Origin of the sequence: Candidatus Nitrosotalea sinensis, assembly GCF_900143675.1 — an archaeon.
In the GTDB taxonomy this organism is placed as follows: Archaea; Thermoproteota; Nitrososphaeria; order Nitrososphaerales; family Nitrosopumilaceae; genus Nitrosotalea; species Nitrosotalea sinensis.
The window spans coordinates 18,194-40,396 of record NZ_FRFC01000002.1; the positions used below are offsets into that span (position 1 = coordinate 18,194).

Sequence of the window (22,203 nt, forward strand, 5' to 3'; positions counted from 1 at the left end):
ATTTAGTGAAGATTTGTTACATTCATAGCCAATAACATTCCTGTCAGGCACAAGGCCAAATCCAATCGGTCACATTATAAAGAATACCAAGGTAAGATGCCATGCAGAATGATGATTGGGTATTCTGAGCACATGATGAATTATACCTGGGGTATCTGACTGCTTTGAAAATATGAAAATTTTCAAGACCAAGGGTTAAATCTTAAAAGAAATAAAACAAAACAATGGAAACAAAGGATCCCTGGAAGGACAAGCTTACTGCAGAACAATACGACATATGTCGAATGAAAGGAACTGAACCGCCTTTTACTGGAGCATATTACAATTTTAAAGAAAAAGGAGTTTACAGGTGCCTTTGTTGTGGTGCCCAGTTATTTAGTTCAGAGACAAAGTTTGATTCAGGCACTGGATGGCCTAGTTTTTGGGAACCAATCTTAGACAACGTAAAAACGGAGAAAGACACCAGTTATGGAATGCTAAGAGTAGAGGTATTGTGTAAAAATTGTAATGCACATCTTGGCCATGTATTTGAGGACGGTCCAAATCCTACAGGTTTGAGATACTGTATAAATTCAGCGTCATTGAAATTTGAAAAATAGGATTAGAGGACTGGTAATTGCAAAGTTACCTCGTTATTAATAGTACCGTATGATACCGTAATCTATGTTAAATTGCGAATATTGTCCAAAACAGTTCTTTGAGACTCCAAATGGTCTAGTAGCAAAGACGTTTCATGAAAGCCTCCATGACCCAGAGTTAGTCAATAACTAAACCTGGTTTTCTTTTTTGTATGAAACAAAATTAGACCTCAACTTTTTTATCGACTGGTTTTGTTCTAATTTAAAGTGACCAAGCCAAAGCGAGAAGCAAAACCAAGATCTAAGGATTCTACACATGATGCTGTCAAAAAAATGGCGTCAATATCGGATGCCACAAAGACACTGGCTTCAGAAGTAAAAACAATGTCAAAGATATTTGTCGAGAACCAGAAGATATTGATTTCACTAAGAGACATGATAACAACTGTAAACTCATCTCTTGATCAAATTCAGAAAAATTCAAGACAAATTAACATAATTGAAGAAGATACTCAGAGACTGTTTTCTGGAATGAGCCAGGTAAAGGCACATTCCAACATGATAGACAAGATAAACAATCAGATAACAAGGCTACAAGACCATGTTGAGAAGATTCGAGATAAACAAGAATCTATGCCAGACACCAACAAAATCATGCAGAGTATTGCTGACAACATAGACTCTACGAGAAATAACACCAAGATGATAATGCACATATCAGAAAAGACAGAAAAAGTACGAGAAGAGATCAAAAATGTAGCACATACTACAGAGTCACTTGTCAATCTAAGTACAGAGGTAGAAGCATTAAGAAAGAATACAAGTGAGATATCAACAAAGACAGAATCGCTTGTCAATCTAAGTAGTGAAGTAAATCAATTGCGAAAGAGTACAGATGAAATATCTACCAAGACAGAATCTCTTGTTAATTTACGCCATGAAATTGAAGAAGTTAGACAAAATACAAAGGAAATAGCGTCAAAGACAGAAAAAATGTCCGCACTAGAAGAGAACATAACAGGTTTGAAGGAAGAGGTTGGCTCTGTAATTACAAAAACAGATTCCATCATACCAGGCTTGGAATCTCAGATAAGAAACGTGGGAGCAGAAATAGATTTTCTCATAAAGAAAACAGATTCACTATCAGAGCTTGGCAACGATATTAGAAACATAAATTCTGAATTTTCTAATTTCCGAGAAAATGTGATTGGCAAGAATAAAGATCTGGATGAAAAGATATCAGATTTTACAGAATTGTTAAACAAGAATTCAGCAGCAATTACAGAGTTTAACAAAAAAACATACGAGATCTCCCAACAATTGCAAGATATCAAACATGTTACTCACAAGACATCTCAGAATACTTCTCATGAAGTGATGGGATTGCTCCGTTTGTCAGAGTTCCAATCAAAGATTAGAATGAGTTCGGAATCAAAGTATGGCACATTAGAAGACATTGAGAACATGGCAGATCAGACAAAAGATATGATAAACCTGTTTGATAGAATTTCAATCGAAACAGAGACCAAGATACCATTGCCTCTAGAGGTAAAACAATGGAGCATATCAAAGATTTTGGATTGTGCTGATAGATGGGAGATTAGATTTACAGATGTCTTCAGAATGCTAATTACAGAGCTTGGTTCTGACATTGTAAAAGAAGCAATCAGAATAGAACAAGTACGGGATCTTTTCGGTATTCGCGCTGTTGATGAAATAAGACGCGATTTGAATATAACTTAGGCGTCTTCTTCCAGATCTTTTAGTTTATCTTTTTTCCTTTTCAAGAATGCAAATATTCCAATGATCACTCCAACCCAAATGCTACCAAATAACATGTTGGATACACTGACATACATGTAGGGAGTGGCATCTAGTAAATTGAATACCAACGTAGTTGCTTGTGCATGAATATTGAGCATACCAGTATGAAATGCGGCACTATCTTCAGAGGTGGTAGAGATTTTATCTAATGTATCCTGCATCGTACTAAGATCTCTCTGCATTAAACCAAAATCAGTTTCCTCTGTAGGAAATATCCAAACAGGGTTTCCAGACTTGGGCAATAGTTGTTTTACAGTTGCAATATCATTATGAATAGACTGTGGATCTGAAGTGGCTTGGATTCTTGCTAACAGTCCTCTAGATTGATCAAGTGGATAAATCGTATTACCGTATTCCTCAAATGCCATCACAACGCCCAAAACTATCAAACCAATTATGCCAGCTAATGCAGCTTTGTAGTAACTATTTGCCATTTTTTCCGCCTTTGATTCGACTCTACCTCTTGATTTGCCTTTTTTAAATGTTGAATGAGAAATGCTAAGATATGCAATGTAAAGGAATCCAGCCACCTGTATTCCAATTATTGGTACAAAGATAGGATTATTGGAAAATATTGCAACAAACATACCAATTATACCATATACTCCAAAGAATATCTCAAGAAGTGTAGTTTTTGTGAATGGAAGGGCGTATGCTTTATCCCTCCAGTCATCATCATTTTTTATTATTCCAAATTTAGGAGTACGCAAAAACTCGTTTTTATTTCCAAACAGAGCATCAAATACTGCAACAGTATTGTTGACGGACATACCAGCAGAGTACACTAGCAAGTAAAGATAAGAAAGTGCTTTAGACTTCCATTTTTTTGCATACATTTTTTGAATCACAAGCATGTACGCAATAGGCCCCATGGCAAGATATGCAACAATTGTAAGTACTGGCAATCCACTTATGATGTAAAGATTAATTTTAGAAGCAAGAAGTATGGGCAGAATCAAAAATTGTGCAAGAACTAGAGGATGAACAATGTGTCTTGTAAGCTGAACAAAAGCCTGAACCTTGGTATCAACGGGCATTTTCTTTATTGCAACGTCACCCAGTAACTTTATGGCACACTGTATTGACCCCTTTGCCCATCTGAATTGTTGTCTTTTTGCAGCGTTCATTTGTACTGGAAGTTCTGCATCCACTACAATGTCTGGAATGAACACACATTTCCAGCCTTTCATTTGAGCTCTATAACTTAGATCTAGATCTTCAACAAGTGTAGCAGTATGCCATCCACCAGAATCTTCAATACATTGCCTTCTCCAGATTCCAGCTGTTCCATTGAAGCTCATGAAAAGATGTGAGTTACTTTTTGCTTTTTGTTCTATCAAGAAATGAAAATCAAGACTGAGAGCTTGTGCTTTGGTTATAGGAGAATATTTTTCGTTAACATGACCCCATCTGCATTGAACTAGACCTATGTTTGGAGCGCAGAAATAAGATAATGCTTTTTTCAGAAACCAGGTAGGAGGAATAAAATCAGCATCAAAAATGGCTATAAAATCACCTTTTGCAAACTTCATGGCATTACGTAATGCACCTGCCTTGTACCCCTTCCTGTTTGACCTGCGTATGTGATGTATGTCAAATCCGTTTTTTTTATAATCGGAAACTAGATTTTCAAGCAATTCATATGTTTCATCATTAGAATCATCAAGAACTTGGATGCACAGTTTGTCTTTTGGATAATCAAGTGCACATACAGCATTAACTAATCTTGCAGCAACATACTTTTCATTGTATATCGGCAGCTGTACTGTGACAGTAGGAGTTTCTTTTAATTCAACAGAGTTGTTCTTTTTTTGACGCCGTGAAATCATTACAAGATAATAGAAATTGCAGGTGTAAAGTGTGATAACCATCGCAATACTAAGGAATAAATTCCAAAGAAATTGTGTCAGAGTATTTGGGATGGCATGTGTCAGCATGTGAAATTTTCAGCCTGCTGGATTTATAGCCGTACCGCTAGGAGTTATCTATCCTTTCTTTGAAATTTTGATTGCCTGCACTGGGCATACATTTTCACAAGATAGACAGAAGATACAATCAGGTTCTCGTGCCATCAATGGTTTCTTATCAGATGCTGGATGTCCTTTGAATTCTGCCCATTCGTAAACTTTGACAGGACATGCATCAATACATGCACCATCTCCTACACAGATATCATAATCTACAGATACAAATTCTCCCCAAATTCCCAATACTTCGTTTCCTTTTCTTTGACCAAAGACCTTTATCTTATGACTAGATGGAGCAGTAAAAGTTTCAACAACTTTGAGCTTCTTCTTAAAGTCAACATCAATTGGTCCTGGTTTTGCTCCCTCATTTGCAACAGGTTCTGCTTCTTGTGCAACTTGTTGTCCTGGCGGAGGAGATGCAGGTTTTGGTTTTGGTTTAGCATTAGGAACTATCTGAGCTAGAGGAGTCATTTCCTCCAATTCTTTCAGTGCTTGTTCTGGTGACATTTGTTTTGTCTTTACTTCATGATCAATCATCTTGTCAGCAAGAACACTGTTTCGTAAAATAGTGTCAATTATCATTTTTGCATTTGTATCTGCTTTCTTTCTATAATCTTTAACCCATAAACCATCACCATATTTTTCAACTGGATAAATTTGGTATATCATATCAACAACTTCTCCAGTTACAATCTCAACTTGAACTTCAAGATTTATGGACTTGTATCCTCTTTCGTCAGGATCTGGCATGTTTTCTTCTGTCCATCTGTATGTAGCATAGACTCTATCAGCAAATTTGTCCATTTCAAAGACTTTCTTGAATCCGGATACAATAGAATCAATTTCATAGGAATCTTCTAGTTTTATAGGAAGACGATAAAGACCAAGTTTGTAACTGTGCAAAGGATAGACGCCTCTTTTTGATGTAGCAGATTGAACTGTGTACACCTTATCTTTGAGAAGAAGTGACATCCGACATCAGTATAAGAAAAAGAGTTTAAAAATCTTCTCAGTAGTCAGGGCATGTTTCTTCTCGGATCTTGCGGTATCGCTGCTCCATTTCAGTTGCATGTGCAAGAACCTGGTCAAATCCATACTTTTCCTTGGAAAAGTACCACCTAATGCCAACTTTATGACCTATTCCATCCATGTCGTATATCATTCCCTTGTCAGAATCTACGCTGTATTTTTCATCAATAGATCTCTCTTGCACTGTAAGGCCGCGCTTTGTCTTATCTTCCATGATGAAAAAAGATGGATCATCGATTATTACATAGAATATACCTTTTTTTAGAATTTGAGATTCTTGATCTGTGGAATTATTTTTCAATTGGGTTTCCAATCATATTACCCCATTCAGTCCACGATCCATCATAGTTTCTAACTTGTGGATACCCAAGTAAATATTTTAGAACAAACCAAGTATGAGAGGATCGTTCTCCTATTCTACAGTAGCATATTACATCCTTATCAGGAGTAACACCTTTTCCTTCATAGATTTTCTTTAATTCTTCTACTGACTTGAAAGTACCATCAACGTCATTTACTGCAGTTGCCCACGGAATATTATTTGCATTTGGAATATGTCCTCCTCGTTGTGCATGTTCCATAGGATATTCTGCAGGAGCAGTTATCTCTCCAGTGAATTCTTTTGGAGAACGCACATCAACTAGAACAGTATCATTCTTATCAAGAGCTCTTCTTACGTCAAAAAGGTATGCACGAAGTCCTTCATTTGGAGGCTGTGCAACATAATTTGTTTTTTGTATTTGTGGTTCATCTTTTGTATAAGTCCTTTTTTCAATTTCCCATTTTTTCCTACCACCATTCATTATCTTGACTTTTTCATGTCCATAATACTTGAAGATCCAAAATACAAATGCTGCAAACCAATTATTGAAATCCCCATACAGTACAACTTCAGACTGGGCTGTTATTCCATTTCTAGACAAAAGATCCTCAAACTGAGATTTACTGATAATGTCTCGTGCTACAGGATCATTGATGTCACGTTTCCACCAGATCAGACTAGCTCCTGGGATGTGACCTTGTCTATATGCATTCTCAGGATCATAATCTACTTCTACAATTTTTATGGATTTATTGTTTAGACTGTTTGCAATTGTTTCTGTATCAGTTAAAACGGGTTGTGCGTAATTCATGTTATCTCTACCATACCAGAATTAAAGGTCATTAATATTTTAATCCATCAGATGCTTTTTAAGTGAAAATAAAATTACTATTTTTAATTGGAACTTCACAATGTTGCTCTTGTAAGTAAGGTAGGTTCAAAAGAATCAGAGGATGCTGTAAAAAAGGTCGCTAAAAAACTACTTGCGAAAAAATCAAAGGTATACACAGTCTCTCCAGTAGAAGTAGACGGAGCCAAAAAAGTCAATGATTTGGAAGAACTCAAGAATACAAAACTTGATTTGACAATCACACTTGGAGGGGATGGGACAACTCTACGAACTTTTAGATATTTAGAAAATGAGGTACCAAATCTTGCAATAAACGTAGGCGGAAACAGAGGGATACTATCAGAAATAACAATTTCTCAAATTGATACTGCCATTGATCAGATTATTGCAGATAAGATCTTTTTGGATAAAAGAACAAGAGTAGTTGCATCTTGCGGCGGACAAGATTTTCCACCTGCATTAAATGAGATATACATCAATAGACAAAATCTAACAAAGACTTCATTGTTTGAGATTAAATTTCAAAGCGATACAGTAACACAGAAAATGGATGGAGTCATTGTCTCTACACCAAGCGGATCTACAGGTCATTCATATTCATTAGGAGGCCCAATACTTCATGAAAGTTTAGACGTACTCATCATAACTCCTGTTGCTCCGGTAAACAAATTACCGTCAATTGTTGTTCCTGATGAGAAAATTGAGATCATAAGTAGTCACGATTCCAACATAATTATGGATGCTCAAGTAATCAAGACTGCAAGATTTGATGAAGTGATAACAATCAAGAAATACAAAAAACAAGCAGTATTTGTGCGACTGAAAAAACAAGGTCTTAGACAGATGAGCAAGCTTGGTTTCTAGAGTTTTAGATGCCACATCATTTTATGCCGGAGTTCCATTTTCCTCACAAGAACAGAATTTTACAACTCCTCGAGTTTTTGAGGAGATAAAACATATCAAGAAAAATCATGATGCAGTGCAAGCCCTAATAGATTTAGGGCGGTTAAAGATCATAGAGCCAGAAAAAAAATTTACAGAACTTGTTTTAGAAAAAGCAAGTCAAACAGGCGATCTTCCTAAATTATCAAAAGGAGACATATCGGTACTAGCATTGTGCATACAATTAGATGTAGAACTAGTTACAGATGACTATACTGTATCAAATGTTGCAAAACATTTGAACTTGAAAGTCATTCCAATAATGACCAAGGGAATATCGAAAGTCCTAGAGAGCATCTATTATTGTCCTGCATGCAATAAAGTATCAAAAAAAATATTAGAGTGTCCCATATGCGGTAGTAAATTAAAAAGAAAGTCAAGCAAGAGGAAATCCATTACTGATCCAATCAGCAAAAGAGCCATCGTATAATTTCACGTTTTCATATCCTGCAATCTTTAGCTGTGTGAAGAGATTTGCAGCCCTGTGACCTAGAGTGCAATAACATATCAACTCTCTATCGGTAGGAATCTGTTGTTCTCTAAAAATATGTGAAAGATCATCTTTTTCTTTAAAAAGCATCCCATTTTCTCCAACGCCATCAGTGAAAGGAAAAAGTGTAGCATTAGGAATCCTTCCTGCCATAAATTCTTGAGGAGAACGTGCATCTATGATAACAGCATCATCAATTTTTTTGCGAAGAGATTCTGCTTCAATTCTTATTTCAGCATTAACATTCGGGATGAAAGTTGTTTGTACAGAATTGGTAATTTCTTTTGTTGTAGGAAAACCGTTGTTTTTCCAAGTAACCATTGACATATCAAGAATTTTTGTTTTAGTATGACCAAAATACAGTAAAGTCCATGCAACTCTTGCAGCTGCTGGATCCATAGAATCTCCACAGATTATCACAGTTTTTGAGTCATCAATTCCTAGTGAACCAAATAGAGAAGCTGCTGTATCACTGTCAATTACAGGTGTGATGCCATCAGAATTACTTTGTAGTACCTTTTCAATTCCAAGAGGATGAGAATTTGGAATATGAGAATAACTATACGCAGTGTTTCCTCTAGAATCAAGTATAACTATATCAGCATCATTGTAATGATCAACTAACCATCGGTATGAGACTAGCAATTATTCCATAAGAATCAGTATTTCATATTTGAACGGTTTGTTATACATCCAATGTTTTTTGATCTGATTGTTTATTGTCTTTATTTTTAATATCTAGTATTTTTCTTATTTTTTGTGCACGTGATTCTCCCATTCCATTTATTTTGGCAAGCTCCGCGGTAGATGCATTCAAAGAATTACTAGCAGAGCCGAATTTCTCCAGCATTCGTGATGCAAGTTTTTCTCCAACACCAGGAAGACTACATAAAATAGACAATTGTTGTCGTTGCAGATTATTTGATTTTCTGATTTTTTTAAGAAAAGGTCCCTTTACCTCACCTTGTCTGGCACACATCGATATTAACAATTTTGCAGTATGAGATGCGTTAGGAGTTGGAATTACTGGAATTTTAAAATCAAGTACAACAGAAGAAATAGCACCATAGAATACGAGTGGATTCTCAGTTATGTTGTCTATCTCATCAACATTTCCTTCCAGTATCAAAGCAGGGTGTTCAAAATGTTCTTTGAGTCTATGACATTGATCAAAGAGTCTTCCATCAAAGACAGATGAGATAAAATCATTAACACTTTTTCTTTCTACAATTGTTTCAGGTGCTACAATGTAATCACCCACAGGGAGATTCATCATCTCCACCTTGACTCCAATTTGTTTTAAAAGATCAGGAATGCCGCTTTTTTTCTCGCGTTCATCAACTACCATCCGAAGATCTTCGATTTTCAAATCATCAAGTTTCTACAAATATTTTATTTAGGAGTATCTGTCTTGGCAGGTCCAGATTGAGAAGCAGGGCCTCTTAGCATCTCTCTGATTTTAGTTTCTGCCTCTTTGAGATTTTCTTTTATTCTAGTTTCTTGTTTAGATAAAACAGTTAGTCTTGTATTTGCAAGTTCCTTTTTTTCCTCAAGCTCTGTTATTAAGTTAGTTTTTGTAGATTTTACAAGAATTGATCCTGCTGTTTTATAGACAACATCTTCATCGTTTGCTTTCTTTAACAATTCAAGGGCTCTTTCTGTTTCAAGGTGTTCTGATTCAAGATGCTGTTTTTGCATCATAATGGATTGAAGATTTTGTTGCAACTGTTGCATCCTGCCTACTTGTTCTTGTAACCATGGAGGAATTTGTTCACCTGCTGACATGAATTTCTGACTGGTTGTTTTGCTTATATTTTTACCGATTCGATGGAATCATTACTTGCTTGAACTAGTCGCAAAGTGGAATTCAAGTTAGCACGAAGATGTGAAATCTCTTGTGCTTCAATTAGAATTGTTATTTTCTTGTCAAGTGAGAAACTCATCTTTGTAGGATTCTCATCATAGAATTTGTTATCAGTTTCAACAGACCTAAAAATGGATTTTGTATTTTTACCTGCTGTGATTTCTATTTTAGCATTAAAGTTTGACATCGTATGCCAAGCCTGCTACTTTGTAATTACATTTCTTACAGGCCCAAATTCCTACTGCTTCTCTTCCAAATCTCTCAGAACCACATTCAGGACACTTTCTCTTGGATTTTAATTGTCTGTGTACAGAAGTGAATTTCTTTCGTGGTTTTAGACCATATTTTTGGCCCAATCCTTTGAGTGAAGCTGTCTTACTTTTTACCATCGTTACATCAACTGCTCAAATTGCTTCCTTATTTTTCTTCCTACAGCCAATGCCATTTCAGAGCACTGCACAAGTTGTTCAGGACTAAATCCATCGTTTCCACCTTTTTGTACAGCGCAAATATTGCCTTCAGAATTTGTTGTAATTGTAATTCGTGCATCCATGCAAGCTTCTTCTTCTTTTGTAGGATCAACTAGTACATAATCACCTATCTTTGCCATTGTAACTGAAACTGGAAGAGTCTTTATCGGTGGTTTGGATGTTACTCCTTCTACAAGAACTGGAGCATCATCTTTTATCTCATATTTTGGAACAGTACAAGAGAGTATTCCAGCCACAGAAGCATATGAACAGGCATCAAACAAGTTTCCACCAGAGTCTATCACACTACTATCAATGAACATACCGATGACAGACTTGTCTTCAATTAGAACAAGTTGATGTAAATCAATCATTTCGGTTTCTCTTATACCTCTATCAACAACTCTTGCAAGCTCAATTACTTCCTCATTAGGTGGACCTGGTTCTACAGTTGGATCTGCAAGGGGTAAAATCTCTGCAGTGCAAATCAAGATACCCTTGTCACCAAGATCTGGGAATGGTTTGTCAGGTTGAATCTTTACACCAGTTATGACTTCAGTGTTTCCTAGTTTTACTCTTGAAGAACCATTTGCCTTTGGAATTACTCCAGTTTCAATGACTATGGGTCTTTGTTCGTCTAGTGCTCTACCATCAATTCTTTTTCCTGTTTTTATAAGTTCAAGAATTTTATCTTTCTTTAATTGATCTAGTATTTGAGAACCCATCTATTGTTCACCGCTTTGGAAGTATTTTTCCATCAATGCTTTTCTTTGTACTTCATACACACGTTTACAACCAACTAATGCAGTTTGCATACATGTTTTGAATTCTTCAGGTTTTAGTATACCGTCAAGTTGTAAGAGAGTAATTTTTCCAATATTGGGCATCAAGGCTACAGGCATATCTGCCTGACCTTCCTGATCCTCCTCATTGTTGATATCAAGAACTATCTTATCTTCCACTTTACCTGCAGCACATGCAGACACCAAGTCTCTCATTGGAATTCCAGCATCTGCAAGAGCTACTGCTGCTGCGTCAAGTGCAGCACATCTAGATCCTCCATCTGCCTGTAGTACTTCGATGAATACATCAATAACAGTACGTGGATAGTCTTTTAGTATAACAGCGGGTTGTAATGCTTCTTTGATAACTTTGGAAATTTCAATTTCCCTTCGAGATGGAGCAGGATTCTTTCTTTCAGTTACAGAGAAAGGAGACATGTGATATCTGCAACGCAAAATTCCAGAATCTGGATTTGCCATATGTTTTGGATGAACATCTCTAGGACCAAATACTCCTGCCAAGATCTTGTTCTTTCCAAATTCAATATACGCAGAGCCGTCTGCATTCTTTAGTACTCCTACCTTAATTGAGATATCTCTAAGCTCATCTAATCTCCTACCATCACATCTTATTCCATCTTCAGTCATTAATTGTGTCATTATTTTCACCATCTGGTACCCCAAGCATAGATTTGACTCTTTCAGTCAAATTCGGTGTATGCGCAAGGGCATCAATCATTTTCACTGCTTCTACTGCCTTTAATAATCCCTCGGAATCTTCACAAGAGATTACAACCCACCCATTTTGACCTATTGTTATAATTGCTTTAGTAGCCATCTCTATTGTTTGGATCATAGAACCACGTTTTCCAATCAACCTAGGTACTTTACTTGGAGAGATCTCTACTAGTTCTCCAGCTTCTATTTTGCCAAGATCTCTGTCCTGTACCGTAAGGAGAGGGTCTCTTGATCTATCAAAATTAGCAATTCGTGTAGCAACCAAATCACCTACATCAAGTCTCTGTTTTAATTCATCTTTGGTAGGAGAATAGTCTCTGCCAAAAACGTCCTGAGCCGGTAAAAATCCTACAAAGCAAGAATTGATATCAAATTCCCAAGACAGCGGGGATGTTCCTATTACTTTGCCAATAACCAAGTCATTTGTCTTTGGCATGTATCCTCCAGTGAGAGGGATGACTTTGACAGAATTATCGAAAATTTCAGATATACCTACGCATGTTGAGATCATTCTATCTCCATCTTGGTATACATTTTGTTCTGGTCGAAGAGGTCCAGTTGCTATAACGTCGCCTGGAATAACATATCTTCTTTTTACATCCATCATTTTGCAACCTCAATAGAAGCAGTACCTTTTGTTACAGAACCTAATCTATCCATTACATTTGCCCTTGCCGCCGCCGGTATATCTAGTATTACTTTAAGTGCACCATTTGATTGCCATTCTTCTTTTTTCAAAGTTCCAAAAGATTTCAAGACAGAGTATGATTGAGCTGCAAATTGTGCCGGTACTAAAATTTCAAGAAGCATGTTTTCAGACTTTAATGGAATTATAGAACGAAGTTGTTCAAGTATTTCTTTTATCTGCTCATCAGTATTTCGAAAAGGATCAACTGATACTCTTGCATCATCCATGGCTTGTTCTATTCTAAGTGGGGGATGTGGTAGATGAGATCTTGGGTCTACATATGTTTTTGAAATAAAGTCAACAATTTGTTTACGCTTTTCTGATACCATTTTTCTTCTCTGATCAGTAGTAAGATTTAGATCTCCTTTTTGGAGCATTATTGTTGCAACTGCAACGGGATCTGTTGTTTTGAATGCTTTCATGAGTTTTTCAGTAGATGCTCTAGTACCTTTATTGGAATCAGAGTAAATTTCATCAGAAATTAAGACGCCTGAGATGTCCTTACGCTTACCTAGTTTGAACTCCAGAGCAGGATCTGGCTTTACTAATATCTCAAATTTTTCTCCTTCTACTGAGAACCTCACAATCGTTACTTTTGTATCCATAATTGGGGTATTCATGCTAGGTATTTATCTATAAAGAAAAACTCGCTAGATTTTTATTTGGAATTTCAGCCTTTTTTCGTAAGATTTGACTTCTTTAGAAATTGTTCAAGAAAGTGGTAACAATATGGTTGTCAAGTTAAAGGACATACCTGTTCAATACGCTAATGCACTTAGAAGAATCTGTTTAGCAGGAATTCCTACATTTGCAGTTGACGACGTTGTAATTATCGAAAATTCTTCAGTTTTACCAGATGAAGGAGTAGCACATAGGCTTGCAATGGTGCCACTTAGAACAGATCTGTCAAGATTTGTAGAACCATCAGCCTGTGATTGCCACAGTGAGCTTGGATGCAGTAGATGCAGAGTATTACTTGTACTAGATTCAGGCAGTTCTGATACAACACGCACTATTACATCAGCAGAGATCAGTTCAGAAGATGAAGTTGTCAAGCCAGTCAGTCCAAATATTCCAATTGTTGCACTAGCTCCAAGTCAGAAATTAAAAGTGGAGGCATATGCAAGACTAGGCAGAGGCAACGATCATGCAAAATGGAACTCTGCAACAATAGCAATTCTTACTGCTACAAATAATCCAAATGAGCACATTTTAACTATAGAAACTACAGGCAGTCTAACTCCAAAAGAAGTACTTCGTGCTTCAATTGACGAACTAGAAAAGAGATTAGATGAGTTCCAAAAGAATCTAGCCACCCTGGGCTGAGCATCATATATTATATTTGGGTAAAAGTGGGCAATATTACACATGACTAATCAAGTTGTCATTCAAATGGTCAATACTTTGCGGGTAGCCTCGAAGAAGAACAAGGCTCCAATATGGGAAAGACTAGCAGATCTGGCCTTGAAACCCACAAGAGCAAAGAGGACAATGAATCTAGGTCAGATTGACAGACTTGCAGCAGACAATGATGTCATCATAGTTCCAGGCAAAGTGCTAGGAACTGGAAACTTGTCACACAAAATCACATTATGTTCATTTTCAATATCTACCACAGGTGCAAAAAAAGTAACTGCATCAGGCGGAAAAGTATTAGACATATCGCAAATAATTAAAAATCATCCAACAGGAAAAGGAGTGAAAATAATTGGCTAAACAAGTTTCCGAAGTAAAATCAAAGAATACAGCACCACAGACTATCATAGTAGACGGTTCAAACATGATAGCTGGTAGATTATGCTCTCATGTTGCAAAACTTCTCATAAAAGGAAACAGAGTATCAATTGTCAATTCAGAAAACATCATGCTTTCTGGAGACAGAGATGCAATAATTGAACAATATAGAAAATTCTTAGAGATTGCAAGTATCAACAATCCAAGATTTGGTCCATTCCACCCTCGTAGACCAGACACAATCATAAGCAGAATGGTCAGAGGCATGTTACCAAAGAACAAGCCTTCAGGCAAGACATCTCTGAAAAGACTAAGAGCATATCTCGGAGTACCAAATGAATTAAGATCTAAAAAGACAACACAGTTTGAAGATGCTAAAATTAGAAGACCTTCTCCATATTATACAACTCTTGGAGAATTAGGTAGAATGGTAGGGTGGCACGAATAATGGTTAAACTAGAAAGTTACTACGCATCAAGAAAGACTGCTCGTGCACATGCATTCATTACAAAAGGAGCAGGCAGAGTAAGAATTAACAACATTCCAGTAGAAATGGTTCAACAAGAAGTGGCACGTGAAGTAATGTTAGGACCACTAGAAGTTGCAGGAGACATTAGAAACAAGATAGATCTTTCAGTAAGAGTCAAGGGAGGAGGATTCATGGGACAGTCATATGCAAGCGCAATTGCAATATCACGAGCCATGACAGGTTGGACAAAAACAAGAAAAGAACCAAAAGACCACCCACTCACAAGAACAGTTAGAGAAGATCTTAGAAAACGATTAAACGATTATGACAAACACTTGCTAAGCGGCGACGATAGAAGAAAAGAACCAAAGAAATTTGGTGGCCCAGGCGCTAGAAGAAGAAAACAAAAGTCTTACAGATAGCTTTGAAAGCTGTAATCTTGGCTGGAGGCCGCGGTATACGTGGGAGGCCATTTACAGATTATATTCCAAAAGCAATGATTCCAGTACAAGGACGACCTTTGGTATATCATATTGCCAAATACCTATCAAAATTTGACATCATAGATGAGATAATCATATTAGGTGATTTCACAGGCATTGGAAAACAAATAGAGAAATATTTTGAGAATCACATCTCATTTAAAAAACCAATCAAGTTCATCCAGGACTCACAGAGTGGTACAGGGGGAGATCTTGTACATCTCAAGACAGCAATAGGTAAGAGCGGTGATTTTCTTTTATGGTTTGTAGACAACTTGTGCCCAATAGATATAGACAATTTGCGCCAATTTCACAAAGATTCTAGAGTAGATGCAACAATTGCAGTAAGAAGATACAGAAAAGAAGAAACGGGTTTTGCAATAGTTAAGGATGGAATAATACAAGAATTCAAAGAAAAACCAACAATAGAACTACAGATGGCAGAGTGCCTTGGAATATACATCATCAATTCTAAAATAATTGATACAATCAAAATAAAAAAACAAAGAAAGAAGAGCTTGAATTTATCATATGATATTTTACAGCCACTATCAAAGAAAGGAAGTATTGCAGCATATGACATTGGAAAAACTCAGTGGCTAGACATTGATTCTCCTACACGCGTAGAAAGAAACAAAGAATTGGTAGATACTATAATAAAAAAACTAGATTAAATTTTGTGAGTTTGCTCGTATTGCACAATTTGTTTTTCATGTAACAAAGTTATTGCAATATCATCAAGACCTTCAAGCAGAATTTTTTTCCAGTGTGGTTCTATATCAAATGACATGGACCAACCATCTGCACGTATAGATTGATTTTCTAGATCTACATCAATCTCAGACTTTACTGAAAATAATTTCTGCAGCGATTCTTCAGACACTGTGATAGGCAAGATCCCATTTTTGAAACAATTGTTATAGAAAATGTCTGCAAATGAGGTAGATATTATAACTTTGAAACCATAGTCATCAAGCGCCCATACCGCATGTTCACGACTTGAACCACAACCAAAGTTGTCTCGCGCAAGTAAGATCTTGGAATTTTTGTATTTAGGATCATTTAAGATGAAATCTTTTCTTGGTACATCTTCTTTTTCATATCTCCAATCATAAAACAAGTATTGACCAAATCCAGTTCTCTGAACTAATTTTAGAAATTGTTTGGGTACTATTTGATCAGTATCGACATTTACCTTATCAAGCGGCGTAGCAACACTCTTTATTTTTTTGAAAGGTTCCATGTTAGTTCAAATCCAATTCTCGTACATCTACAAAGTGTCCATAAATTGCAGCTGCTGCAGCCATCACAGGGCTTACAAGATGAGTTCTTCCTCCAGCACCCTGTCTTCCTTCAAAGTTTCTATTTGAAGTGCTGGCGCATCTTTCTCCTGCTTTTAAGATATCAGGATTCATACCAAGGCACATGCTACATCCAGACTCTCTCCATTCAAATCCAGCATCTTTGAATATTTTATCCAGTCCGAGATCTTCCGCATTTTTCTTTACAAGCTGGGATCCTGGAACAACCATTGCTCTTACTTTGGGGGATACTTTTCTTCCTTTGACAACTTTGGAAGCCTCCATCAAGTCTTCAAGTCTGGAATTAGTACATGAGCCTATGAATACTCTATCAATTACAATATCAGTAATTGCAGTACCAGGTTTGAGACCCATATACTGTAATGCTTTCTCAGCTCCTTTTTCCTGTTCAGTACTACCTTTTCCATATTCAGTAGGAAATGGTACATTCTCAGTAACATCACTAGTCATAGCAGGATTTGTTCCCCAGCTTACCTGTGGTGCAATATTATCAGCATGCAGCGTAAAGGACTTGTCAAATTTTGCTCCACTATCTGTTTTTAGATTTTCACGCCACATATTCACATATTCCTCATAATTTTTTGGAATGTATCTTCTTCCACGCAAATATTGGAATGTTTTTTCATCAGGTGCAATCAATCCTGCTCTGGCACCTGCCTCTATAGACATGTTACATATTGTCATTCTCTGTTCCATTGTTAATTCAGATATTGCATCGCCTCTATATTCAATCACTGTCCCTGTTCCTCCAGCTGTTCCAATTTTTTTAATTATTGATAAAATAATGTCCTTTGCTGTTATAGCATGTGGATTTTTTCTCTTTCCTAAAATGTTGATTTCAAAAGTTTTCGGTTTTTCCATCATGATGCATTGAGTTGCAAGAACATGCTCAACATCACTTGTTCCAATACCAAAAGCAAGTGCACCAAATGCACCGTGTGTTGATGTGTGGCTATCGCCACAGACAATAGTAGTACCAGGAAGTGTGATACCAAGTTCAGGACCTATTACATGAACTATGCCTTGGTTTGGACTATTAATATCAAATAATGTAATTCCGAATTCTTTACAATTTTTCTCAAGTGTTTTGATCTGGGTTGCTGATGTTTGATCAATTATAGGCAACGATCTATCACTAGTTGGAACATTGTGATCCATTGTTGCAAATGTAAGATCGGTACGTCTGACTTTTCTCTTGTTTATTCGTAGACCATCAAATGCCTGTGGAGATGTCACCTCATGTACAAGATGCCTATCCACATAGAGAAGAGAACGACCGTTTTCTTGTGCTACTATATGAGAGTCCCAAATCTTTTCAAAAAGTGTCTGCGGCATTCAGATAGTGATTGTGAGAACCGGAGATATAATAGTATAAAATAGAATTTTCCAGGCTTGACTGCAAATATTCATCATATTTGTATATGATTTCATGTCTGGACTGGCAACGCAACACATAGTGTGATCTTTGGACATTCCTGGACTAGCAACGCAAGACAGTATATAGGGATACCAGAAATCAAGTTTCCAAAAACTAGGGTTTGTAGTTAAAAAGCCCTCCTGCTTCTACTATTTTGCCTATTATTTCTGGAAAAGGCTTCATTTTGTATACCTTGTTTTTGGTGAGATTTGTGATCTCATTTTTAGATATGTCAACTTCCAACGAGTCGCTATCAGATATGTCCTTGTATGCACTCTCATCAATTTCAATAGGCAACAAAAATGCTCCATCTACTGCATTCCTATAGAATATTCTTGCAAAAGATAAGGCAAGCACCGCCTTTATTCCTGAATGAGACAAAGCTATAGGAGCATGTTCTCTTGAAGAACCACATCCAAAGTTTTTTCCTGCTACAATAAAGTCACCTGGTTTTACCCTCTTGTGAAAGTCTTTGTCAAGTCCTTCCATAGCATGTGTTGCAAGTTCTGCATAATCATGAATCTTAAGATATGGACCAGGTAGTATAACATCAGTATCAATATTGTCCCGTTCATATTTTATTACAGAACCTTTCATCTAATATCCCTCGGATCAGTAATTTTTCCTGTTATTGCAGATGCAGCTGCCACAAGTGGTGATGCAAGATATGTTTGAGATTCTACATGACCCATTCTTCCTGGGAAGTTCCTGTTTGTAGTGCTTACACATATCTCATCTTTTGCCAATACTCCCATGTGAGCACCACAGCAGGCTCCACATGTAGGAGGGCCAACAACAACACCAGCATCCATGAAAATTTTTAACAATCCTTGATCCATTGCTTTTCTAAATATTGACATTGCAGCAGGTAATACCTCAGTCCTTACCTTGACAGTCTTCCCCTTTAGAATTTTTGCTGCAGCCTCCAAGTCTTCTAGCTTTGCACCAGTGCACGAACCAATGTACGCCTTGTCAATTTCAACAGATGACAAATCACGTGCAACAACAGTATTTTCAGGTGAGAATGGTTTTGCCACAATTGGTTCCATTTCAGATGCTTCATACTCGTAAATTTTTTCATATTGTGCATCCGGATCACTGTGCACTTCATTGTACTTTGTAACTCCCCTAGCAGCAAGATAATCACGTGTTTTTTGATCCGGTTCAACAATTCCACTTTTAGCACCAGCCTCTGTAGTCATATTTGCAAGGGTTAGTCTGCCTTCAACAGACATTTCAGATATTCCCGTTCCACCAAACTGCATTGTTTTATATGCTGCACCATCAGTCCCAATGTCACCAATTATCTTCAAGATCAAATCTTTTGCCATCACATGATCAGGAAGTTTTCCATTAAGTTTGAAAAATAGTGTTTCAGGCACCTTAAACCAAATCTTTCCATTTATCAATACATATGCAACATCAGTATGTCCAAGCCCTGCAGCAAATGCACCCAAGGCACCAGTAGTATTAGTATGAGAGTCACCACCTACGTATACCTCACCTGGAAGTACCATTGCCTCTTCATGAGACAAGGTATGACATATCCCATATTGTCCCATTCCATACTTGAAATGTTTCTTGATTCCAAATTGCTTTGTAAAGTTTGTCAACATTACAACATTTTGTGCAGATATCTTGTCTGCGGCTGGTACAAAGTGATCCTCTGCGACCCACACTCTTTCTGGATCCCAAATCTTATCAATCGTCATGCCCTTCTTTCGTAGTTTTTCAAATACTGCAAGAACACCAGGACCTGATACATCATGTACCATCACCTTGTCAACATTAACAAATACTACATCTCCAGGAGCGACACTTGTTTTTCCAGAAGCACGAGCTAAAATCTTTTCAGTAATGTTCAATATCAAAACTTGATGTGGTAGAAATTAAAATGTTTGGAGAACCCTAAATAGTAATTACTATTTAAAAACAACATGACGCTCACAGTTATTCCCTTGAAATCTACATTAAAGAAAGAAAAGTTTGATTTGTTTCAAAGTCTTGTAACGGATCTTGGTAACGCAAATACCACCCCACAAAATGGAGACGTAATTGTAATTTCAAGCAAATATGTTGCAAATTCACAGGGAAGAGTTTTGGAAGCCAGTAAAGTCATAGCATCTCAGGATGCAGAAGAAATTGGCAAAAAATTTCAAATGAAACCAAACATGGCTGAAATAATTTTAAGAGAATCAGATACGATATTTGGAGGAATACCAGGATTTGTCATAACATCATCAGATAACATAATGGCACCCAATGCAGGAATAGACAAATCAAATACCAAGGGTGGAACCATAGTTCTTTATCCAAATGAACCATATCGTGAAGCAGAACATCTGAGAAGAAAGTTTCTACTAAGATACAACACACATGTAGGAATAATAATTGCAGATAGTAGACTGATGCCTGGAAGAGTAGGAACCGTAGGAGTTGCAATATCATGTGCAGGTATAGAACCTACAACAGATCTTCGAGGACAGAAAGATCTGTATGGAAATTCTCTCAAAGTAACTTTTCAAGCAGTGGCTGATGATCTTGCATCTATTGCAAATCTAAAGATGGGAGAAGGTTCAGATGCCACTCCAAGCGTATTGATAAGAGATTCAGATGCAATATTGACTAACAGAGAGATAAGAGAGGACGAGATGGCCATACCATACGAACAATGTGTCTATGTTCGTGGACTAGGTACGAGGATTTAACACAACTATAGTTTTAATAGAGCTGCAATGGACGGCAAGCTATGGTAGAGTTCCTTACTAGATACCCCAAGACGCTGTCATTTCTAGACGGTAAGAAGGACAAAGTCATGGTGGATACTAAAGGAGTTGAACAGCTTACCATAGTAGTAAAGAAGAGTGTAGAAGAATTGCTAAAGATCTTTTCAAACGAAGGCTTTACTCATGTAAAATTCGAACACAAACAAGAGACCCAGATAGGCAGTGGCTTATCACTCAAATTGAAAAAACCATGGGAGATGCATGTAAGACTGCTAGAAATGAAAAAGGGATTAGTAGCAATACAGGCAGAAGTAGAAGTATCAAGAGATTACCTTCAACATTTGTTTTGCCAAAGAACTCCAGTATTTTATGAGGTAGAAGAATTATTGAAAAAACACCAAATCGAATACAAGATTTGGAATGAAAGAATTAGAAAATACGTAAGTACAGTTTTGGACAATTACAAGGTCAAACTTGTTACCCCAAGTTTTCCAGTATTAGCATGGAAACCAATGGTGTATGTAATTTCAACAATAGGCGTACTATACCTGTTCAAGTACATCATGACCGTCTAGAACCTTCATTTAGTCAAAATTTTTACAATTAAAAGCCATTTTTGTCTATTTCATTTCTCATTCAATTAGAGTAGATGAGTCATGTTCTATCGAAAAAACATTAGACAGACCCCTGAGTGGTTTTATTCAGATTAGTTACTTGTCGTTTCCGTTGTTACTATCGTAGTCTTAGTGATTATTCTGAGTTGCATCTGTGATTGCATCTTCGGCATGCTTCCATGCATTGCTGTAGTGTTCTATTCCAGCTGCAAATTGTCCCTTGCCAATCTCAGTTGATGCCTGTGTCATCTCTTTTTGTGCTTGTGTAATATCATTTTGTGCATCTTTTGCATGGTCACCAGTCAATCCATTGGCAGTAGTGTTAGCATCAGAGATTGCAGTCGTGGCAAGTTTTTGGTCTACATCAGTTAGTGTTGATATGTCATTTTGTAATGTAGTTACTACTGATGATGACTCTTTCTTTTCCTTAATTATATCCGTTAGATGATCTACTGCTTGTTTTTCATAGTCAAATACCTTATCGCCTTTCTTTACAATTAGATGGATGCCATCTGATTGCCAGAGGTTTGCGTTAACACTGTCTTGTACTGCATCTATTGCCTGCTTGAAGTCTTGCTGGTCATCATGGCCTGCAGGCGTAATGGCTAGGAGGCTTGGGATTACACCTTGTTTCTCTTGAAGGAATGTCGATATTGTAACTGTAAATGATGCAGTATTCCGCCCGCTTACAAAAATTCAAGGCGCCATCTAGGGCAGGGGCAAAGCAAACCGGCTCTTGCCGGGCTTGCTATCAACGCACACCTCTGCGCATGCCCGCGCTTCTCGTCGGTTTGGTTTTTGTCTTTTGACGTTCTGCCTAGATGGCGCCTTGAATTTCTTTTGCATGGAGGAAAAAGAGAGGAGGCTGTTTGAGCGACGTCCGTTTGCCTCCTCT

The 22,203-nt window shown here is 37.1% G+C and carries 29 protein-coding genes; 11 read left to right on the plus strand and 18 right to left on the minus strand.

The features are described 5' to 3' along the window. Window positions 1-224 precede the first annotated feature (224 nt). Window positions 225-599 carry a peptide-methionine (R)-S-oxide reductase MsrB gene (gene msrB, locus NSIN_RS01410; protein WP_101009044.1) on the plus strand — a complete coding sequence of 125 codons (375 nt, stop codon included), beginning with the start codon at window positions 225-227 and terminating at the stop codon, window positions 597-599. A 246-nt stretch (window positions 600-845) separates the two neighbouring features. Further along, window positions 846-2,321: a chemotaxis protein gene (locus NSIN_RS01415; protein WP_101009045.1), complete on the plus strand. Its 1,476-nt coding sequence runs from the start codon at window positions 846-848 to the stop codon at window positions 2,319-2,321. Here NSIN_RS01415 and NSIN_RS01420 read toward each other — a convergent pair. From NSIN_RS01420 to NSIN_RS01435, 4 genes are all read right to left on the minus strand, one after another. Beyond that, the gene (locus NSIN_RS01420) at window positions 2,318-4,339 is read right to left on the minus strand and encodes a cellulose synthase family protein (RefSeq protein WP_101009046.1); all 2,022 of its coding nucleotides are present in this window, start codon (window positions 4,337-4,339) and stop codon (window positions 2,318-2,320) included. The two genes, NSIN_RS01415 and NSIN_RS01420, sit on opposite strands and share 4 nt — an antisense overlap. Window positions 4,340-4,387: 48 nt before the next feature. Further along, window positions 4,388-5,341: a 4Fe-4S dicluster domain-containing protein gene (locus tag NSIN_RS01425; RefSeq protein WP_101009047.1), complete on the minus strand. Its 954-nt coding sequence runs from the start codon at window positions 5,339-5,341 to the stop codon at window positions 4,388-4,390. Between the two features lie 37 nt (window positions 5,342-5,378). Next, window positions 5,379-5,612: a hypothetical protein gene (locus NSIN_RS01430; RefSeq protein WP_245871868.1), complete on the minus strand. Its 234-nt coding sequence runs from the start codon at window positions 5,610-5,612 to the stop codon at window positions 5,379-5,381. A gap of 76 nt (window positions 5,613-5,688) precedes the next feature. Next, window positions 5,689-6,531, minus strand: coding sequence for a sulfurtransferase (locus NSIN_RS01435; RefSeq protein WP_101009048.1), 843 nt, complete (start codon window positions 6,529-6,531; stop codon window positions 5,689-5,691). An 87-nt stretch (window positions 6,532-6,618) separates the two neighbouring features. On the opposite strand from NSIN_RS01435, the gene NSIN_RS01440 reads away from it, so the two are divergent. Continuing rightward, a complete protein-coding gene (locus NSIN_RS01440; RefSeq protein WP_101009049.1) occupies window positions 6,619-7,434 on the plus strand; it encodes an NAD(+)/NADH kinase in 816 nt (271 codons plus the stop codon). Further along, window positions 7,424-7,942 carry an NOB1 family endonuclease gene (locus NSIN_RS01445; RefSeq protein WP_101009050.1) on the plus strand — a complete coding sequence of 173 codons (519 nt, stop codon included), beginning with the start codon at window positions 7,424-7,426 and terminating at the stop codon, window positions 7,940-7,942. Before NSIN_RS01440 ends, NSIN_RS01445 begins: the two co-directional genes overlap by 11 nt. Here NSIN_RS01445 and NSIN_RS01450 read toward each other — a convergent pair. The 9 genes from NSIN_RS01450 to NSIN_RS01490 are packed head-to-tail and all read right to left on the minus strand — an operon-like array spanning window position 7,889 to window position 13,149. Next, window positions 7,889-8,647 carry a sulfurtransferase gene (locus NSIN_RS01450; RefSeq protein ID WP_101009051.1) on the minus strand — a complete coding sequence of 253 codons (759 nt, stop codon included), beginning with the start codon at window positions 8,645-8,647 and terminating at the stop codon, window positions 7,889-7,891. The two genes, NSIN_RS01445 and NSIN_RS01450, sit on opposite strands and share 54 nt — an antisense overlap. Window positions 8,648-8,687: 40 nt before the next feature. Then, window positions 8,688-9,350: an ERCC4 domain-containing protein gene (locus tag NSIN_RS01455; protein ID WP_101009052.1), complete on the minus strand. Its 663-nt coding sequence runs from the start codon at window positions 9,348-9,350 to the stop codon at window positions 8,688-8,690. A gap of 44 nt (window positions 9,351-9,394) precedes the next feature. Beyond that, on the minus strand, window positions 9,395-9,787 hold the full coding sequence (locus tag NSIN_RS01460) for a prefoldin subunit beta (RefSeq protein WP_101009053.1): 393 nt from the start codon (window positions 9,785-9,787) through the stop codon (window positions 9,395-9,397). Window positions 9,788-9,810: 23 nt separating this feature from the next. Beyond that, window positions 9,811-10,053 (minus strand): KEOPS complex subunit Pcc1, encoded by a 243-nt coding sequence (locus tag NSIN_RS01465; RefSeq protein ID WP_101009054.1) that lies wholly within the window; start codon window positions 10,051-10,053, stop codon window positions 9,811-9,813. Next, window positions 10,040-10,255, minus strand: coding sequence for a 50S ribosomal protein L37 (locus NSIN_RS01470; RefSeq protein ID WP_101009055.1), 216 nt, complete (start codon window positions 10,253-10,255; stop codon window positions 10,040-10,042). The genes NSIN_RS01465 and NSIN_RS01470 overlap by 14 nt, the downstream gene beginning before the upstream one ends. Window positions 10,256-10,257: 2 nt before the next feature. Continuing rightward, window positions 10,258-11,061, minus strand: coding sequence for an exosome complex protein Rrp42 (gene rrp42 / locus NSIN_RS01475; protein ID WP_101009056.1), 804 nt, complete (start codon window positions 11,059-11,061; stop codon window positions 10,258-10,260). Continuing rightward, window positions 11,062-11,778: an exosome complex exonuclease Rrp41 gene (gene rrp41 / locus NSIN_RS01480; protein WP_101009057.1), complete on the minus strand. Its 717-nt coding sequence runs from the start codon at window positions 11,776-11,778 to the stop codon at window positions 11,062-11,064. It lies immediately after the preceding gene. Then, window positions 11,759-12,460: an exosome complex RNA-binding protein Rrp4 gene (rrp4, locus tag NSIN_RS01485; RefSeq protein ID WP_101009058.1), complete on the minus strand. Its 702-nt coding sequence runs from the start codon at window positions 12,458-12,460 to the stop codon at window positions 11,759-11,761. Before rrp4 ends, rrp41 begins: the two co-directional genes overlap by 20 nt. Beyond that, entirely contained in the window at window positions 12,460-13,149 is a 690-nt protein-coding gene (locus NSIN_RS01490; protein ID WP_101009059.1) for a ribosome assembly factor SBDS, read from the minus strand. The genes rrp4 and NSIN_RS01490 overlap by 1 nt, the downstream gene beginning before the upstream one ends. 85 nt (window positions 13,150-13,234) lie before the next feature. On the opposite strand from NSIN_RS01490, the gene NSIN_RS01495 reads away from it, so the two are divergent. The 5 genes from NSIN_RS01495 to NSIN_RS01515 are packed head-to-tail and all read left to right on the plus strand — an operon-like array spanning window position 13,235 to window position 15,903. Then, window positions 13,235-13,870, plus strand: coding sequence for a DNA-directed RNA polymerase subunit D (locus NSIN_RS01495; RefSeq protein ID WP_101009060.1), 636 nt, complete (start codon window positions 13,235-13,237; stop codon window positions 13,868-13,870). Window positions 13,871-13,912: 42 nt separating this feature from the next. Then, window positions 13,913-14,260, plus strand: coding sequence for a 50S ribosomal protein L18e (locus NSIN_RS01500; RefSeq protein WP_101009061.1), 348 nt, complete (start codon window positions 13,913-13,915; stop codon window positions 14,258-14,260). Beyond that, window positions 14,253-14,726 carry a 50S ribosomal protein L13 gene (locus NSIN_RS01505; protein WP_281259586.1) on the plus strand — a complete coding sequence of 158 codons (474 nt, stop codon included), beginning with the start codon at window positions 14,253-14,255 and terminating at the stop codon, window positions 14,724-14,726. Before NSIN_RS01500 ends, NSIN_RS01505 begins: the two co-directional genes overlap by 8 nt. After that, window positions 14,726-15,169 carry a 30S ribosomal protein S9 gene (rpsI, locus tag NSIN_RS01510; protein WP_101009062.1) on the plus strand — a complete coding sequence of 148 codons (444 nt, stop codon included), beginning with the start codon at window positions 14,726-14,728 and terminating at the stop codon, window positions 15,167-15,169. Before NSIN_RS01505 ends, rpsI begins: the two co-directional genes overlap by 1 nt. Before the next feature lie 17 nt (window positions 15,170-15,186). After that, complete coding sequence (locus NSIN_RS01515; protein WP_245871867.1) at window positions 15,187-15,903, plus strand: nucleotidyltransferase family protein; 717 nt, start codon at window positions 15,187-15,189, stop codon at window positions 15,901-15,903. Here the strand turns inward: NSIN_RS01515 and leuD are convergent. The 4 genes from leuD to NSIN_RS01535 all read right to left on the minus strand — a co-directional run bounded on the left by leuD (window position 15,900) and on the right by NSIN_RS01535 (window position 19,833). Continuing rightward, window positions 15,900-16,472 (minus strand): 3-isopropylmalate dehydratase small subunit, encoded by a 573-nt coding sequence (leuD, locus tag NSIN_RS01520; RefSeq protein ID WP_101009064.1) that lies wholly within the window; start codon window positions 16,470-16,472, stop codon window positions 15,900-15,902. The two genes, NSIN_RS01515 and leuD, sit on opposite strands and share 4 nt — an antisense overlap. 1 nt (window position 16,473) lies before the next feature. Further along, window positions 16,474-17,886: a 3-isopropylmalate dehydratase large subunit gene (leuC, locus tag NSIN_RS01525; RefSeq protein ID WP_101009065.1), complete on the minus strand. Its 1,413-nt coding sequence runs from the start codon at window positions 17,884-17,886 to the stop codon at window positions 16,474-16,476. Between the two features lie 196 nt (window positions 17,887-18,082). Next, complete coding sequence (locus tag NSIN_RS01530; protein ID WP_101009066.1) at window positions 18,083-18,565, minus strand: LeuD/DmdB family oxidoreductase small subunit; 483 nt, start codon at window positions 18,563-18,565, stop codon at window positions 18,083-18,085. Beyond that, the gene (locus NSIN_RS01535) at window positions 18,562-19,833 is read right to left on the minus strand and encodes a 3-isopropylmalate dehydratase large subunit (protein ID WP_101009067.1); all 1,272 of its coding nucleotides are present in this window, start codon (window positions 19,831-19,833) and stop codon (window positions 18,562-18,564) included. Before NSIN_RS01535 ends, NSIN_RS01530 begins: the two co-directional genes overlap by 4 nt. Before the next feature lie 72 nt (window positions 19,834-19,905). Between NSIN_RS01535 and NSIN_RS01540 the strand changes: the two genes are divergently transcribed. Together NSIN_RS01540 and NSIN_RS01545 are read left to right on the plus strand one after the other, a co-directional pair. After that, window positions 19,906-20,676: a coenzyme F420-0:L-glutamate ligase gene (locus NSIN_RS01540; RefSeq protein ID WP_101009068.1), complete on the plus strand. Its 771-nt coding sequence runs from the start codon at window positions 19,906-19,908 to the stop codon at window positions 20,674-20,676. 41 nt (window positions 20,677-20,717) lie between these two features. Continuing rightward, window positions 20,718-21,269: a hypothetical protein gene (locus tag NSIN_RS01545; protein ID WP_101009069.1), complete on the plus strand. Its 552-nt coding sequence runs from the start codon at window positions 20,718-20,720 to the stop codon at window positions 21,267-21,269. Window positions 21,270-21,437: 168 nt separating this feature from the next. Here the strand turns inward: NSIN_RS01545 and NSIN_RS09375 are convergent, their stop codons facing one another. Continuing rightward, on the minus strand, window positions 21,438-21,614 hold the full coding sequence (locus NSIN_RS09375; protein ID WP_165775217.1) for a hypothetical protein: 177 nt from the start codon (window positions 21,612-21,614) through the stop codon (window positions 21,438-21,440). Between the last annotated feature and the right edge of the window lie 589 nt (window positions 21,615-22,203).

Bases quoted from the DNA above. Each gene is read 5' to 3' on its own strand.
- NSIN_RS01545 (WP_101009069.1), top strand. From the start codon at position 20,718: ATGGTAGAGTTCCTTACTAGATACCCCAAGACGCTGTCATTTCTAGAC.
- NSIN_RS01420 (WP_101009046.1), bottom strand. From the start codon at position 4,339: ATGCTGACACATGCCATCCCAAATACTCTGACACAATTTCTTTGGAAT.
- leuD (WP_101009064.1), bottom strand. From the start codon at position 16,472: ATGGAACCTTTCAAAAAAATAAAGAGTGTTGCTACGCCGCTTGATAAG.
- NSIN_RS01490 (WP_101009059.1), bottom strand. From the start codon at position 13,149: ATGGATACAAAAGTAACGATTGTGAGGTTCTCAGTAGAAGGAGAAAAA.
- NSIN_RS01530 (WP_101009066.1), bottom strand. From the start codon at position 18,565: ATGAAAGGTTCTGTAATAAAATATGAACGGGACAATATTGATACTGAT.
- NSIN_RS01425 (WP_101009047.1), bottom strand. From the start codon at position 5,341: ATGTCACTTCTTCTCAAAGATAAGGTGTACACAGTTCAATCTGCTACA.
- NSIN_RS01435 (WP_101009048.1), bottom strand. From the start codon at position 6,531: ATGAATTACGCACAACCCGTTTTAACTGATACAGAAACAATTGCAAAC.
- rrp41 (WP_101009057.1), bottom strand. From the start codon at position 11,778: ATGACACAATTAATGACTGAAGATGGAATAAGATGTGATGGTAGGAGA.
- rrp4 (WP_101009058.1), bottom strand. From the start codon at position 12,460: ATGGATGTAAAAAGAAGATATGTTATTCCAGGCGACGTTATAGCAACT.
- rrp42 (WP_101009056.1), bottom strand. From the start codon at position 11,061: ATGGGTTCTCAAATACTAGATCAATTAAAGAAAGATAAAATTCTTGAA.
- leuC (WP_101009065.1), bottom strand. From the start codon at position 17,886: ATGCCGCAGACACTTTTTGAAAAGATTTGGGACTCTCATATAGTAGCA.
- NSIN_RS01430 (WP_245871868.1), bottom strand. From the start codon at position 5,612: ATGGAAGATAAGACAAAGCGCGGCCTTACAGTGCAAGAGAGATCTATT.
- NSIN_RS01540 (WP_101009068.1), top strand. From the start codon at position 19,906: ATGACGCTCACAGTTATTCCCTTGAAATCTACATTAAAGAAAGAAAAG.
- NSIN_RS01500 (WP_101009061.1), top strand. From the start codon at position 13,913: ATGACTAATCAAGTTGTCATTCAAATGGTCAATACTTTGCGGGTAGCC.
- NSIN_RS01465 (WP_101009054.1), bottom strand. From the start codon at position 10,053: ATGTCAAACTTTAATGCTAAAATAGAAATCACAGCAGGTAAAAATACA.
- NSIN_RS01470 (WP_101009055.1), bottom strand. From the start codon at position 10,255: ATGGTAAAAAGTAAGACAGCTTCACTCAAAGGATTGGGCCAAAAATAT.
- rpsI (WP_101009062.1), top strand. From the start codon at position 14,726: ATGGTTAAACTAGAAAGTTACTACGCATCAAGAAAGACTGCTCGTGCA.
- msrB (WP_101009044.1), top strand. From the start codon at position 225: ATGGAAACAAAGGATCCCTGGAAGGACAAGCTTACTGCAGAACAATAC.
- NSIN_RS01455 (WP_101009052.1), bottom strand. From the start codon at position 9,350: ATGGTAGTTGATGAACGCGAGAAAAAAAGCGGCATTCCTGATCTTTTA.
- NSIN_RS01460 (WP_101009053.1), bottom strand. From the start codon at position 9,787: ATGTCAGCAGGTGAACAAATTCCTCCATGGTTACAAGAACAAGTAGGC.